This is a genomic window from Enterobacter genomosp. S, from assembly GCF_001631805.1.
Classification (GTDB): domain Bacteria; phylum Pseudomonadota; class Gammaproteobacteria; order Enterobacterales; family Enterobacteriaceae; genus Enterobacter; species Enterobacter quasihormaechei.
Map to the genome: position 1 here is coordinate 244,777 of NZ_LVVA01000021.1, position 13,749 is coordinate 258,525.

Below are 13,749 nucleotides of genomic sequence, written 5' to 3' on the forward strand. Positions count from 1 at the left end.
ATCAATCATTATGAATAAATATTATAAATTCAACTGATTGCAAACCCCTTAAGTCGGTTCAATACATATCATAAAATACAATAAATCATTAATAGTTATAACCCCTATCTAATATAGAAGCTTCGCCAATATTTCACACCACGTTAAACCCTATAATAAGGCTTATAATATAGGCAAAACACATATGGAAAATATTAGCTGTTTTCGAAAATCTAAAAGACAACTTTAGTAAAACACCGCTTCCCGCTTTCAGGTACACTATACCTCTTTGTTCCACAAACATCAGGCATACCATGACCGATTTAATTGCACGTCCCCGTCGCCTGCGCAAGTCACCCGCACTGCGCGCCATGTTTGAAGAGACAACACTGAGCTTAAACGATCTGGTGTTGCCGATTTTTGTTGAAGAAGAGATCGATGACTACAAAGCCATCGACGCGATGCCAGGCGTGATGCGTATTCCCGAGAAGCATCTGGCCCGCGAGATTGAACGCATTGCCAATGCGGGGATCCGCTCGGTGATGACCTTCGGTATCTCCCACCACACCGACGCCACCGGCAGCGATGCCTGGAAGGAAGATGGCCTCGTGGCCCGCATGTCGCGCATCTGCAAAGAGAGCGTGCCGGAGATGATCGTCATGTCCGATACCTGTTTCTGCGAATACACCTCTCATGGCCACTGCGGTGTGCTGTGCGATCACGGCGTGGACAACGATGCGACCCTGCTGAACCTCGGCAAGCAGGCGGTGGTTGCGGCCGCTGCAGGTGCGGATTTCATTGCGCCGTCGGCGGCAATGGACGGACAGGTTCAGGCTATTCGTCAGGCGCTGGATGCGGCAGGCTTTACCGACACCGCCATCATGTCCTACTCCACCAAATTCGCCTCTTCGTTCTACGGCCCGTTCCGTGAGGCGGCGGGCACGGCGCTGAAGGGCGATCGTAAAACCTATCAGATGAACCCGCTGAACCGCCGCGAAGCGATTCGTGAATCCTTGCTGGATGAGGCTCAGGGCGCAGACTGTCTGATGGTGAAACCGGCCGGCGCGTATCTGGATATCCTGCGCGACATTCGCGAACGCACCGAACTGCCGCTGGGCGCTTACCAGGTGAGCGGCGAGTACGCGATGATCAAATTCGCCGCGCAGGCGGGTGCTATTGACGAAGATAAAGTGATCCTCGAAAGCCTGGGGGCGATCAAGCGCGCGGGCGCGGATCTGATCTTCAGCTACTTCGCGCTGGATCTGGCCGAGAAAAAAATCCTCCGCTAATCTTCACCAAACTGCAATACAACCGACATCTCCTCCTTCTACTGTCTGGGCAAGACGGCAGGAGGAGTGATCAATGTTTAGTCTCGACAGCGTTCTTGATGACCTTTGGCCTCAGGCGAGGCCCGCACCCTGGCAAAAAAGTCTGTTAAAAAGACTGCTCCACGAAGACGAATTTCAGCAGTTTGCCGCCCGCCACCGTCACCTGAAAGGGCTGGATATGGTGGAGCAGGTTCTGGAACACCTTGATATTCTCTGCACCGTTTCCGCCCGCGATCTCGAACAAATCCCCGAACACGGCCCACTCATTGTGATAGCTAACCACCCGACCGGCACCCTGGATGGGCTGGCGCTGCTGTACGCCGTTTCGCGCGTGCGCCGCGACGTCAAGGTTGTCACCAACCGGATGCTGTCCCACCTTGAGCCCCTCAGTTCGTTGTTTATCCCCGTGGATAATATGGGCGGAAAAACCGCAAAAGCCTCGCTGATACAGATGGAGCAGCACCTGCAAAACGCCGGCGTGCTGATCTTCTTCCCGGCGGGCGAAGTCTCCCGCCCAACGCGCAAAGGCATCCGCGATAAAAAATGGCATCCGGGCTTTATCAAGCTGGCCAGCAAACTACGGGTGCCGTTACTCCCGGTACATATTCAGGCGCACAACAGCCTGCTGTTTTATGCCAGCACACTGGTATCGCCCACCGTATCCATGCTGCTGCTGATGCAACAGATGTTTCGCCGTCGTCACAGCCAGCTGCCGATCAAAATCGGCCAGCAGATTGCCTGGAATGACAGGTTTAGCGCTACCCTTTCATCGCGTGAAATGGCCGAGCAGTGCCGTCAGCACGTGATACGTCTTGGCAAGGGATTGCCTGGCGTCTTTAAAACCCAATGCGCCATTGCCCGCCCGGAAGATCGGGCCACACTGAAGCGCGAGCTGGCGCAGGCCGAGTGTCTGGGCAAAACCAGCGATGGTAAAACCATCTACCTGTGGCAGCGCAACGGGCAGGAGGAGGCACCTCTTCTGCGCGAGCTGGGACGGCTGCGCGAGATTGCCTTTCGTGCCGTGGCAGAAGGCAGCGGCAAGCGCCGGGATATGGACAGCTACGATGATGACTATCTGCACCTGATCCTCTGGGATGATGACGATCTGGAGATTGTCGGCGCGTATCGCTTTATGCCGACGGCGATGCAGGTTGAAAAGCGCGGCGTTGACGGGTTGTACAGCTACAGCCTGTTCCACTACGATGAAAAAATGCAGGACATACTGGTGCATGGCATTGAGTTGGGGCGCAGCTTTATACAGCCGCGCTACTGGGGACGTCGCGGTCTGGACTATCTGTGGTCAGGCATTGGCGCCTATCTGGCGCGCTATCCACACTATCGCTACCTGTTTGGCCCGGTGTCCATCTCCGGCGGCTTACCGCCTGCCGCACGGGATCTGCTGGTGGCGTTTTATCGCCTCTGGTTTCCGGCCAGCCATCCCTTAGCCGCCTCGCGTCAACCCTACCCGGCCTCGCTTCCGGACGTGCTGGCACAGTTTGGCGGAGTGGATTACGTGGGCGACCTGACAAAGCTGAAATCCCTGCTGGGCAATCTGGGATGCGGCATTCCGCCGCTCTATAAACAGTATTCCGAGCTATGCGAGCCAGGCGGCGTGCAGTTTATCGATTTCGGCAGCGATCCGGCGTTCAATAACTGCGTTGACGGGCTGGTGCTGGTGGATTTGTGCTATCTGAAGGCGAACCGCTATCAGCGGTACGTTGAGGCCCATTTGTAGCCCGTTGCCGGGTGGCGGCTACGCCTTACCCGGCCTACATGAACTGCGGAAACGACGGGTTATGGACGATAAAACGGCTTATCCCCCAGGATCGTCGCCCGCTGCATAATCCTTCGCTGCGGCAGGTAATCCGCATTGGCGTAATGCTGCGTAACGCGGTTATCCCAGATCGCCAGATCGTTCTCCTGCCAGCGCCAGCGCACCTGAAACTCCGGTTTCGTGATATGCGCAAACAGGAAGCTGAGCAGCGCCTCGCTCTCTTTTTCCGTTACGTCCACAATGCGCGTGGTAAACCCTTCGTTCACAAACAGCGCCTGCTTGCCGGTCACCGGATGGGTACGCACCACCGGGTGCAGCAGCGGCGGGTGTTTTGCGACCGCATCCAGCCATCGCTGATGTTCTTCTTCCGTTTTACGGTACTTATACTCCTGGAACGATTTTTTAAAATCATGCTCTGCCCGCAGACCACTTAGCAGAGTCTGGAACGGCGCGGAGAGCGCCTCAAACGCCGCAATGCCGCTCGCCCACAGCGTATCGCCGCCGGTCTCTGGCAGTAATTTTGCTGCCAGAATGGCCCCGGCTGGCGGTGTTTCGATAAAGGTGACGTCCGTGTGCCAGTTGTCATTATCGGGCGGATTATCGTTATGAGTGTCCAGCACGATAATTTCTTCCACCCCTTCCGCATGGGGGTAGACCGGGTGGATATGCAGGTCGCCAAAGCGCAGGGCCAGCGCGCGCTGCTGCTGCGGGGTAATGGCCTGATCGCGCAGGAACACCACCTGATGGCGCAGCACCGCGTGGTATAGCTGCTCAAACTGGTTATCGCTCAGCGGACGGGTTACGTCCAGGCCCGACACCTGCGCGCCAATGTACGGCCCCAGCGGGGTAATCGTCAGACGTTCACTCATTGTATTTCTCCATGCCAGGGCGTCAGGCGACGCTGTAGCGCGCGCAGTCCCAGTTCTAATCCAAAGGCGATCGCGGCGATCACCGCGATCCCTGCCAGTACCACGTCAGTCGCCAGGAACTCTCCCGCCGACTGCACCATAAATCCAAGCCCGCGCGTGGCGGCAATCAGCTCTGCCGCCACCAGCGTAGACCAGCCCACCCCAAGGCCAATGCGCAGCCCGGTCAATATCTCCGGCAGCGCGCCCGGTAAAATGACGAACAGCAGCACCTGCGCGCGGCTGGCACCGAGCGACTGCGCCGCGCGTATGCGTACCTGCTGCGCACTTTTTACGCCAGCCAGTGCCGACATCGCGACCGGTGCAAAAATCGCCAGGTAGATCAGTAAGATCTTTGACGTCTCGCCGATACCAAACCAGATCACCATCAGGGGCAGGTAAGCCAGCGGCGGAACGGGCCGGTAAAGCTCTATCAGCGGATCGAGAATGCCGCGAACGGTCTGGCTCAGCCCCATCGCGATCCCCACCGGTACGCCAATCATCACCGCCGCCAGCAGCGCCACCATAATACGCGCCAGACTGGCGCCTAAATGCTGCCAGAGGGTGGCATCCATAAAGCCCTGCGGCCCGGCGATGGTCATCAGTTTTTCCAGAACCTGGCCTGGCGGGGGCAGAAACAGCGGGCTGATCCACTGCTGAGCGGCAACCGCCCACCATACCGCCAGCAATACCGCCAGCGTGCCGACGCTTAAGGCGATCCGACGAGAGAACGGCCAGCGTAAGGCGAGGCGCGCCCGCCGCGGTTTTTCACTGTAAACAATGCTCATGAGAAGGCCTCCCGCTGCTCAAACACGCGGCTCAGGATGTATTCCCGTTTTTCGATAAACAGCGGGTCGGATTTAATGCTGCGCACCGGTTCTCCCGCAACATAGCGTCGGGCAAACTCAAGCGGCAGGCGCTCCAGCACGCGCCCCGGCCCCGGAGAGAGCAGCACCAGCTCCGTCGCCATAAACACGGCCTCTTCGATATCGTGGGTAATTAACAGCACCTGCTTGCCGGTTTCATGCCACAGGCGCAGCAGCAGGGTTTGCATCTGCTCGCGGGTGAAGGCGTCAAGCGCCCCGAACGGCTCGTCCAGCAGCAACAGCTGCGGATTCGCCGCCAGCGCGCGGGCGATCCCGACGCGCTGGCGCTGCCCGCCCGAAAGCTGCCAGATAAAACGTTTTTCAGCCCCCTCCAGCCCGACTTTTTTTAGCATGTCGCGCGCCGTACTCAGGCGCTGTTCACGCGCCACGCCGGCCAGTTGCAGACCGAATGCAACGTTTTCCTGCACGTTTCGCCACGGCAGTAGCCCTTCGTTCTGAAAGACCACGCCGCGCTCTGCGCCCGGCCCCGTGACCCGCTTCCCTTCCAGGTGGATCGTGCCGTGCTGATACGGTACAAACCCGGCGATCAGGTTCAGCAGCGTGGTTTTCCCGCAGCCGGACGGCCCCAGCACGACCAGCAGTTCACCGCTGTCCAGCGTCAGGTTGATCTCTTCCAGGGCGGGTTTGCCGCCGTAATCGGCAGACAGGTTTGTAATGTTCAGCATCGCAGCCTCCTTATTTCACAAAGCGATCGGTCACGAACTGGCTGTAATCCGCCGCCACCGCAGGCACTTTGCCCTGCTCTTTCAGGAACGTTGCGGTGTCGACAATAGCTTTGCTTACCGGCCCGTTCAGCTGCTGGACCTGCTGAGCCGGCGTCAGATAGGTGTTGCCTTTCACCAGCCCCGGCACGTCTGCTTCCGGCACGCCGCTCAGTCGTGAGAGTTTCTCCAGGTTGGCGGGCTGTTTAAGCCATTCATCCGGGTTATTGATGTACGGCTGCTGGGCATCGATGGCGCTTCTGGCGAAGGCTTTCACCACTTCAGGGTGTTTTTCGGCAAAGTCCTTACGCACTACCCAGACATCAAGGGTTGGCGCACCCCATTGCCCCACTTTTTCGGAGTCGGTCAGCACGGTGCCGTCTTTTTCCAGCTCGTTGACGGCGGGTGCCCAGACGTATGCCCCGTCAATGTCGCCACGCTGCCAGGCAGCGATAATCGCCGGTGGTTGCAGGTTAATGATCTGCACCTGCCCCGGCTTGATGCCCCAGTGTTTCAGCGCGGCCAGCAGGCTGTAATGCGTGGTGGAGATAAACGGCACCGCGATGCGCTTGCCGATCAAATCTTCGGGTTTCGTGATGGTTTTCTTCACCACCAGCGCTTCGGAATTTCCGAGCTGCGACGCCAGCAGGAAGACTTCAATCGGTACCTGCTGGCTGGCGGCAACGGCCAGCGGGCTGGAGCCTAGGTTGCCAATCTGCACGTCGCCCGAGGCTAACGCCCGCACAATCGCCGCGCCGCTGTCGAACTTGCGCCAGTCGACTTTTGCCCCGCTCTCTTTGGCGAAGGTGTTATCCGCCTGCGCGACTTTCGCTGGTTCCGCGGAAGTCTGATACGCCACGGTGACGTCCACCGCCTGCGCCTGAAATGCCCACAGCGCCAGCGCGCCGAGTAATGTGATCCGCGATGAAATAGCCATACTCTCTGCTCCCCTTGTTGTTATAAGGGCAGTATTTCCGGCGCGGGAATTTTGATAAAGGAATAAAAAAGCATCGCTAATGACGATTCGTTTTTAGAAAAAAAGCGGGAAAGGATAGTGAATTTTGTGCGGTTGGTTTGTGCCGGGTGGCGGCTGCGCCTTACCCGGCAAAGTCCTCAGCGCTGAACCGTCAGCGCAGCAATATCTTTCGGCGTGGTCCGGCAGCATCCGCCGATTAATTTCGCGCCCGCCGCCAGCCACTGCGGTAAATACCCCGCCAGCGTTTCGCAGGCTTCACCGTGGTGATGCCACGTTTTGCTCACCGCATCGTAATGCTCCCCGGAGTTCGGATAGACGACCAGCGGCAGCGACGTCAGGCTGTGCAGATGCGTCAGCGCCGCCGTGGTGTTTTCCAGAGCGATACAGTTAATCCCCAGCGCGACAACCTGCGGGTAGCTTTCCAGCGCAGAAACGACATCCCGCAGCGGCGTTCCGTCGCTCAGGTGCTCGCTGTCACGCAGGGTAAATGAGAACCATGCCCGGGCGCGCGGATACGCCGTCAGCAATGCGGCCAGCGCCCTGATTTCCGGGAACGAAGGCAGCGTTTCACAGGCCAGGAGGTCTGCGCCCGCATCCAGCAGCGCCTCCACGCGGGGGCGGTGGAAGGCGGTAAATGCTTCGGCGCTACGCACGTAGTCGCCGCGATACTCGGAACCATCGGCCAGATACGCGCCATACGGCCCCACGGAACCCGCCACCAGCAGCGTGCCCGCCTGTGGGTTCTCCGCCAGATACGCCTCGCGCGCCTTACGCGCCAGTTCTACGCTTTTGCCGATCAGCGCCCGGGATTGCGCTTCGTCCAGCCCGCGAGCGGCAAAGCCTGCGGGTGTCGCCTGATAGCTAGCGGTGATCGCCACCTGTGCACCCGCGCGGTAGTAGTCGAGGTGCACGTCGCGGATCAGTTCAGGATTTTCCATCAGCACTTTGGCCGACCAGAGGCTGTCGGCAAGGTTACAACCGCGCGCTTCCAGCTCCGTTGCCATCGCCCCATCCAGCACCACAAACGGCTGTTTTTCAAGGAGGGCGATAAGCGGATTATTCTGCGACATGTTCAGGCTCCTGCGTAGTCAGAGTTCGGGTCAGGTAGTACGCACCATAACACAGGGCGACAAACGGAAGCCCGCAATAAAGGGCAATACGCTGGCTGGGGTCAAACCACAGACCGACGCAGGCGACCAGGCACAGAATAAAGCCGAGCACGGGCACCAGCGGATACCATGGCGCGCGATACTGCAACGCGGATAGCGGCTGGCCGGACTGCACGTGACGGCGACGAAACATGAAGTGCGACACACAGATGCTGATCCACACCGCCACCACCGCAAAACCGGAAATGGCTGACAGGGCCACAAACACCGTATCCGGCGCGACCACGCTGGAGAACAGCGCCAGCACGCCGCCCAGCATGGACACGGAGAGCGCCGTCAGCGGCACGCCGTTTTTGTTGACGCGGGCAAAGCAGCGCGGCAGCGTTTTCTCGTTAGACAGGGACCATAGCATACGGCCAGAGGCGTACAGGCCCGAGTTCGCCGCCGAGAGGATCGCCGTCAGGATCACGAAGTTAAAGATATCGGCCGCATAGGGAATGCCGACCTTTTCAAAAACCAGCACGAACGGGCTTTTCTCCACGCCAGCCTGCTGCATGGGGATCAGCGCCGCCAGCACAAACACGGTGCCGATAAAGAAGATGATGAGCCGCGCGATGGTGGTGCGAATAGCAACCGGAATGACCTTGTGCGGATTTTCCGTCTCCCCTGCCGCGATGCCGATAAGTTCCGTCCCGGAGAAGGCAAAGTTGACCGCCACCATGGTCATCAGGATCGGCAGACCGCCGTGCGGGAACCAGCCTTCGGCGGTAATGTTGCTCAGCCCCGGCGCGGCAGATCCATCCGCCATAGGGATAAAGCCAAAGATGGCCGCGCCACCGAGAATAATAAAGGCGACGATAGTGATGACTTTCACCAGCGAGAACCAGAATTCCCCTTCGGCAAAAAAGCGCGTGGAAATCACGTTAAGGCCAAAAATCACCGCGCAAAAGACCACGCACCACGTCCAGACGGGAACCTGCGGGAACCAGTACTGCATGCAGAACCCGGCTGCGGTAAAGCTCGATCCCAGCGCCACCGTCCAGGTGAGCCAGTAGAGCCACGCCACGGTATACCCCGTCGCCGGGCCGAGATAGCGGGCGGCATAGACGTGAAACGCGCCGGTTTCCGGCATCGCCACGGAAAGTTCGCCCAGACACTGCATCACCAGCCAGACCACCAGCGCACCGATCAGGTAAGCCAGCAGCGTGCCCGCCGCGCCGGTTGTCGAAATGATGTATCCGGTATTGAAGAATAACCCTGTGCCGATAACGCCACCCAGCGAGAGCATAATCAGGTGGCGGGTTTTCATGGTGCGCTTAAGCTGCCCGTTTTCTTGTTGTGTTTGCATGTTACCTTCTAAACGTATAGACATCTAAACATCCAAAGAAGACGTGTTATACCGCGATTGTTAATAAAAAGCCACCCGCCGCGACTTCAGCGCAATTATTGGTAAATCCCTAAATCAGTTCTATAGTCGACACAGTTTCTTCTTCACCAGGACTTACTATGCGCTTTAACGGACTGACCAAAGGTTTCTTTATTCTCATCCTGGCCCTTGTTACCTGGGCCTTCTTTGACGTGCTGTCTCCCTATTTCTCGGCGATTCTGTGGGCCGCGATCCTGACCATCATCTTTAACCCGGTGAAAAACAAACTGCGTACCGCGTTGGGCGATCGCAACGGGCTGGCTTCACTCCTCACTCTCGGCATTATCTGCCTGATTGTGTTTATTCCGTTGATGGTGATCCTTTCATCGCTCGCGGTGGAACTGAACATGGTTTACACCAAGCTACAACAGAACAATACGCAGTTCCCGGAAGTGATCGCCGGTATCTTCAACCGCCTGCCGGACTGGGCCAGCGGCTTCCTGGCGGATCACAACCTCACCAACGCCGCGCAGATCCAGAAAAAACTTTCCGATGTCGCGCTACAGGGCGGACAGTATCTGGCGGGCAGCGCGTTCCTGATTGGTAAAGGGACATTCGGCTTTGCTATTAGCTTCGGCATTATGCTCTATCTGTTGTTTTTCCTGCTGAAGGACGGGCCGTATCTGGTGCGCCAGATCCTCGACTCGCTGCCGCTGTCTGACTTTGCCAAACAGCACCTGTTCGCTAAGTTTGTCGGCGTGTCGCGCGCCACGGTGAAAGGCACGGCGGTCGTGGCGGTGGTTCAGGGTACGCTCGGCGGTATCGCCTTTGCCATCGTGGGTATTGACGGCAGCGTACTGTGGGGCGCGCTGATGGCATTCCTCTCTCTGGTGCCTGCCGTCGGGTCGGCCATCGTCTGGGTTCCCGCCGCCATCTTCCTGTTCGCCACCCACCAGCTGTGGCAGGGCCTGTTCATTGTGGGCTTCTTCGTCATTATCGTCGGGCTGGTGGACAACCTGTTGCGCCCGCTGCTAGTGGGCAAAGACACCAAAATGCCGGACTACCTGATTTTGATCACCACGCTGGGCGGTATGGAGCTGTACGGGATTAACGGTTTTGTGATTGGGCCGCTGATTGCCGCCCTGTTTATCGCCTGCTGGAACCTCTTCTCCGGGCGCGATCACGAAGGCAATGCCGAGGAGCTTGACGCAGACTTTATCGAAGAGGGAAGAAACCCTCCGGATCTCTAAAGCAGAGGTTCTGTAAGGCGGCCCCTGGCCGCCTTTTTTTTCGCCATAAATCAGCGGTTTTCTATAATCTGAATGAACGCTATTCCATTTTTGTCGCAGAGGAAACCAACAGGTGCGAATCGCCACGATCACAAACTGGGCTTATGGTGTCACGGTGTGCCTGACTATTGCCTCCGGCATCGTCATGCTGATGGCTTCCCATGCCGATAACATCGAACGTGAAGCCGTTAAACAACGCCAGGTCTTCGATCAGCTGACGGAGGAGATCGAGACAGACACCTGGATGCTCTCCGATCTGGCGCGACTTTACGTCATCCAAAAAGAGCCCGAGGTGCTTGAGAAATACCAGGCGAAAGAAGCCGAGCTGAAAAATATTGAACACACGCTGCAACAGCTCAAAAACACCGGGGCATCGGGTGAAGAGCTGGCGCTGCTGTACGATGGACTGAAAATTGTAGACGAACTCCAGGATGAACAGCAGTCAGCCATTGACGGCATCGCCCGGGGCGAGGAACAGCAGGCCGTTGCGCTGCTTTTTGGTCAGCGCTATGAGCTGGAACTCGAACGGGCACACAACGCTATCGAACGCTTTCGCATGCTATTGGACAAGCGCATTATTGCCGACGTGCAGGCCGCAACCAAAACGTCCAAAACGCTTCGAACGGCCTCAGAGGTGATGGTCGGCCTGACCGCCCTGCTCTTCTTGTTTGTGATGGGCTTTATCCTTAAGCGCCGCGTACTCCGTCCGGTGGTGCGTCTGAGTGACGTGGTGCATCGTCTGGCATCGCAGGATTACGCCGTCGAAACGCCGAACTTCACCCAGGTTGATGAAATCGGCGATATGGCGCAGGCCATCCGCATCTTCCGCGAGAACGGGCTGGCAAGACAGCGGCTGGAAAAAGAGCGCGATGCTGACTGGTCCATCCGCGAGCTGCTGGCGCGAATGACCCAGCGGTTGCAGGGCTGTGAAAACTTTGCCGACGTGATGAACGTGGCGGAGCTGTTTGCGCCGAATATCGCACCGGGCGTTTCCGGGCGTCTGTATATTCTGGAACGTGATCCGTGGCAGATGCGCTGTGCGGCCGAATGGCTGTCGCCTGAAGGGGATAAAAAGCCGTTCCATCCTGACGAATGCTGGGCCGTCCGGCGTGGCCAAAGCCATCCGCCGGTGAACGGCGAGCCGGATATCGGCTGTTATCATCTGCCTGAATCACAGGCACAGCAATCGCTGTGCGTACCCTTAATTGCTCAGGGCGAGGCGATTGGATTGCTCTCATTCCAGAACATCACGCCTGAAACCGCGCCGTCCCGCGCCTATCTGGAACTGATGGCCGAGGCGCTGGGACTGGCGCTGGCCAACCAGCGGCTGCGCGATGCGCTGCTGGAAAAAGCCCTGTTCGACCCCCTGACGGGGCTGCGTAATCGCCACCATCTGGAGGATACGTTACGTACTCAAATGAAGCAGGCCATGCGTAACGAGGAGCCGGTAAGCTGCCTGATGATCGATATCGATCACTTCAAGAGCATTAATGACCGCTTTGGTCATGAGGCCGGCGACCTGGTGATCAAAAGCGTGGCATCCATTATTCAGCGCGCAGTGCACGATACTGGGCTGGCCTTCCGCTACGGTGGCGAAGAGTTTCTGGCGCTTCTTACCGGTGCGGATGAGGAGGCAGCGCACGCCGCCGCAACCGAGATTTACAACGGTGTGCATGCCCTTTCGCTGCGCTACGGGCTTTCGGAGATTGGCCCGGTGGATGTGTCGATCGGGATCGCCAGCTATCCGCAGCACGCCCAAAGCGATAACCTGCTGCGCGCGGCGGACGTTGCGCTCTACCGGGCGAAAGAGCTGGGGCGCTCGCGGATTGTCAGCTTTGGGATGCTGGAGGCGGGCTAATGGGGTTATCCGTGTCCGGGTTCAGGAGCGCGCGATCGCCCAAAGCACCACCATACCCAGCGAATTGCTCCGCTTTTCCACGTACAGGGTGCCATCGATTAAATAATATCCCTGTGGATAACAGATGCGGATCTCTCTCTTGAGTTCCGGCTCATAGACTGCCGCCCCCGAACAACGATTTCGGCTTCCGGATTCATACCGGTAAGATTGGCTCCAGGCAGAGTATTCTCCGCCCAGTAGCCAGGCAGCGGTAAAGATGACGAAAATGGCAACCGGCAGGCTGAAGATGATGAGGCCGAGATACATTTTGACAACATCACCAATGGTTTTATCTTTAAACACCCTCTTCGCGATGAATATCACCATCGCCACCAGCGGCAGCAGCAATGTGCCAGCCGCAAGATACTGCTCCCCCAGGACCGTAAGAAATGTCACGCGATAAATCTTGATTGACCAGACAACAAAGGCAAATATCAATGCCAACCCGCCAACGATAAGTGGAATTAAAAACGCATAGCTATCTTTTTTCATGATGGGACAGTTCCTTGTCATGCGTCTGCGGTAAGAAGATTAATCATCGCTCGGGTGGCTGCCGACTGACGACGCTGCGGCAGTAAATGAGCCATGTTCAGCAACGGTAATGAAGACGTCGGCATCGCCAGGACAATCACATTTTTGGCTCGTTCTACACTTTCACGAACAAATGTTTTTCATTTCCGCTAATTTATTCCCCGCAGAACAATGAGTAAAGCGCCCTCACACATCATCAGAAAGTAAAAATTATGGATCTTCAACCTGGCGGTAATAATGCGCTGGTTACAGGCGCAACGGCAGGTGTTGGCCTGACCATCAGCCGGGAACCACATTGATGCATACGCTACAGCCTGCGTCAGTTCACCCCGGCAGAACGGCTTTGCTGCCCAACCGAATAATCGTTAAATCCCCCTGCGTCACCCGACGGGTGGCGTTTTTACATCCTGCCCATGATGGATAAACTTGGGGAGAGAGAAAATATATAAACTAGTAGGATAACTAAATTATAATTCTTATACTTATGATAAAACGTGGAGGCTGAAATGCGATTAATCCTACTGCTGTGCTGCTTTTTAGTGCAAAGCGTCACCCTGGCTGCTGAGTTGCCAAAACCTGCTGGTAAACCCATTTTAACCATTTACGGTAATATTGAGAACACGAATGAAAGTGGCAAAGCCGTGTTTGATATCGCCAGCCTTGAAAAACTCGGTATGGTGAGCTTCCAGACATCATCTCCCTGGTACAATGGCCGCACTAAGTTTGAGGGTGTTCCGATGAGCAAACTCATGGATTATGTTGGTGCCAAGGGTAACATGGTCAATGTTATTGCGCTTAATGATTACGCGACAGCCATCCCGCTCAGCGACTTCAAAAAATACAATGCCATACTCGCTTTAAAAGTTAATGGCGAATATATGCGCATCCGCGATAAAGGTCCGGCATTCATCGTATATCCTTATGACAGTCTTCCTGAATTAAATAATCAAATATATTACTCGCGCTCGGCATGGCAGGTCAGCAAGATGAAGATTGAATAGCAGTTC

At 57.0% G+C, this 13,749-nt stretch carries 12 protein-coding genes; 5 read left to right on the forward strand and 7 right to left on the reverse strand.

The features are described 5' to 3' along the window. The first annotated feature begins 293 nt into the window (after nt 1-293). Entirely contained in the window at nt 294-1,268 is a 975-nt protein-coding gene (hemB, locus tag A3466_RS18065) for a porphobilinogen synthase (protein WP_063451735.1), read from the forward strand. 73 nt (nt 1,269-1,341) lie between these two features. Beyond that, nucleotides 1,342-3,042: a lysophospholipid acyltransferase family protein gene (locus A3466_RS18070; protein ID WP_063451736.1), complete on the forward strand. Its 1,701-nt coding sequence runs from the start codon at nt 1,342-1,344 to the stop codon at nt 3,040-3,042. Between the two features lie 59 nt (nt 3,043-3,101). Here A3466_RS18070 and tauD read toward each other — a convergent pair whose 3' ends face one another. The 6 genes from tauD to mmuP all read right to left on the reverse strand — a co-directional run bounded on the left by tauD (nt 3,102) and on the right by mmuP (nt 9,007). Continuing rightward, nucleotides 3,102-3,950, reverse strand: coding sequence for a taurine dioxygenase (tauD, locus tag A3466_RS18075; protein ID WP_063451737.1), 849 nt, complete (start codon nt 3,948-3,950; stop codon nt 3,102-3,104). Further along, on the reverse strand, nt 3,947-4,774 hold the full coding sequence (gene tauC / locus A3466_RS18080) for a taurine ABC transporter permease TauC (protein WP_063451738.1): 828 nt from the start codon (nt 4,772-4,774) through the stop codon (nt 3,947-3,949). Before tauC ends, tauD begins: the two co-directional genes overlap by 4 nt. Next, entirely contained in the window at nt 4,771-5,538 is a 768-nt protein-coding gene (tauB, locus tag A3466_RS18085) for a taurine ABC transporter ATP-binding subunit (protein WP_063451739.1), read from the reverse strand. Before tauB ends, tauC begins: the two co-directional genes overlap by 4 nt. 10 nt (nt 5,539-5,548) lie before the next feature. After that, on the reverse strand, nt 5,549-6,511 hold the full coding sequence (gene tauA / locus A3466_RS18090; RefSeq protein WP_063451740.1) for a taurine ABC transporter substrate-binding protein: 963 nt from the start codon (nt 6,509-6,511) through the stop codon (nt 5,549-5,551). Nucleotides 6,512-6,687: 176 nt separating this feature from the next. Then, nucleotides 6,688-7,620, reverse strand: a complete 933-nt coding sequence (mmuM, locus tag A3466_RS18095) for a homocysteine S-methyltransferase (RefSeq protein ID WP_063451741.1) — start codon at nt 7,618-7,620, stop codon at nt 6,688-6,690. Beyond that, entirely contained in the window at nt 7,607-9,007 is a 1,401-nt protein-coding gene (gene mmuP / locus A3466_RS18100) for an S-methylmethionine permease (protein ID WP_063451742.1), read from the reverse strand. Before mmuP ends, mmuM begins: the two co-directional genes overlap by 14 nt. A 158-nt stretch (nt 9,008-9,165) precedes the next feature. On the opposite strand from mmuP, the gene A3466_RS18105 reads away from it, so the two are divergent. Both A3466_RS18105 and A3466_RS18110 read left to right on the forward strand, forming a co-directional pair. Continuing rightward, nucleotides 9,166-10,275, forward strand: a complete 1,110-nt coding sequence (locus tag A3466_RS18105) for an AI-2E family transporter (protein ID WP_063451743.1) — start codon at nt 9,166-9,168, stop codon at nt 10,273-10,275. Nucleotides 10,276-10,387: 112 nt separating this feature from the next. Continuing rightward, complete coding sequence (locus A3466_RS18110) at nt 10,388-12,172, forward strand: diguanylate cyclase (protein WP_063451744.1); 1,785 nt, start codon at nt 10,388-10,390, stop codon at nt 12,170-12,172. Between the two features lie 21 nt (nt 12,173-12,193). Here the strand turns inward: A3466_RS18110 and A3466_RS18115 are convergent, their stop codons facing one another. After that, nucleotides 12,194-12,703 carry a hypothetical protein gene (locus tag A3466_RS18115; protein WP_063451745.1) on the reverse strand — a complete coding sequence of 170 codons (510 nt, stop codon included), beginning with the start codon at nt 12,701-12,703 and terminating at the stop codon, nt 12,194-12,196. Between the two features lie 545 nt (nt 12,704-13,248). On the opposite strand from A3466_RS18115, the gene A3466_RS18120 reads away from it, so the two are divergent. Beyond that, nucleotides 13,249-13,743: a molybdopterin-dependent oxidoreductase gene (locus A3466_RS18120; protein WP_063451746.1), complete on the forward strand. Its 495-nt coding sequence runs from the start codon at nt 13,249-13,251 to the stop codon at nt 13,741-13,743. Nucleotides 13,744-13,749: the final 6 nt, after the last annotated feature.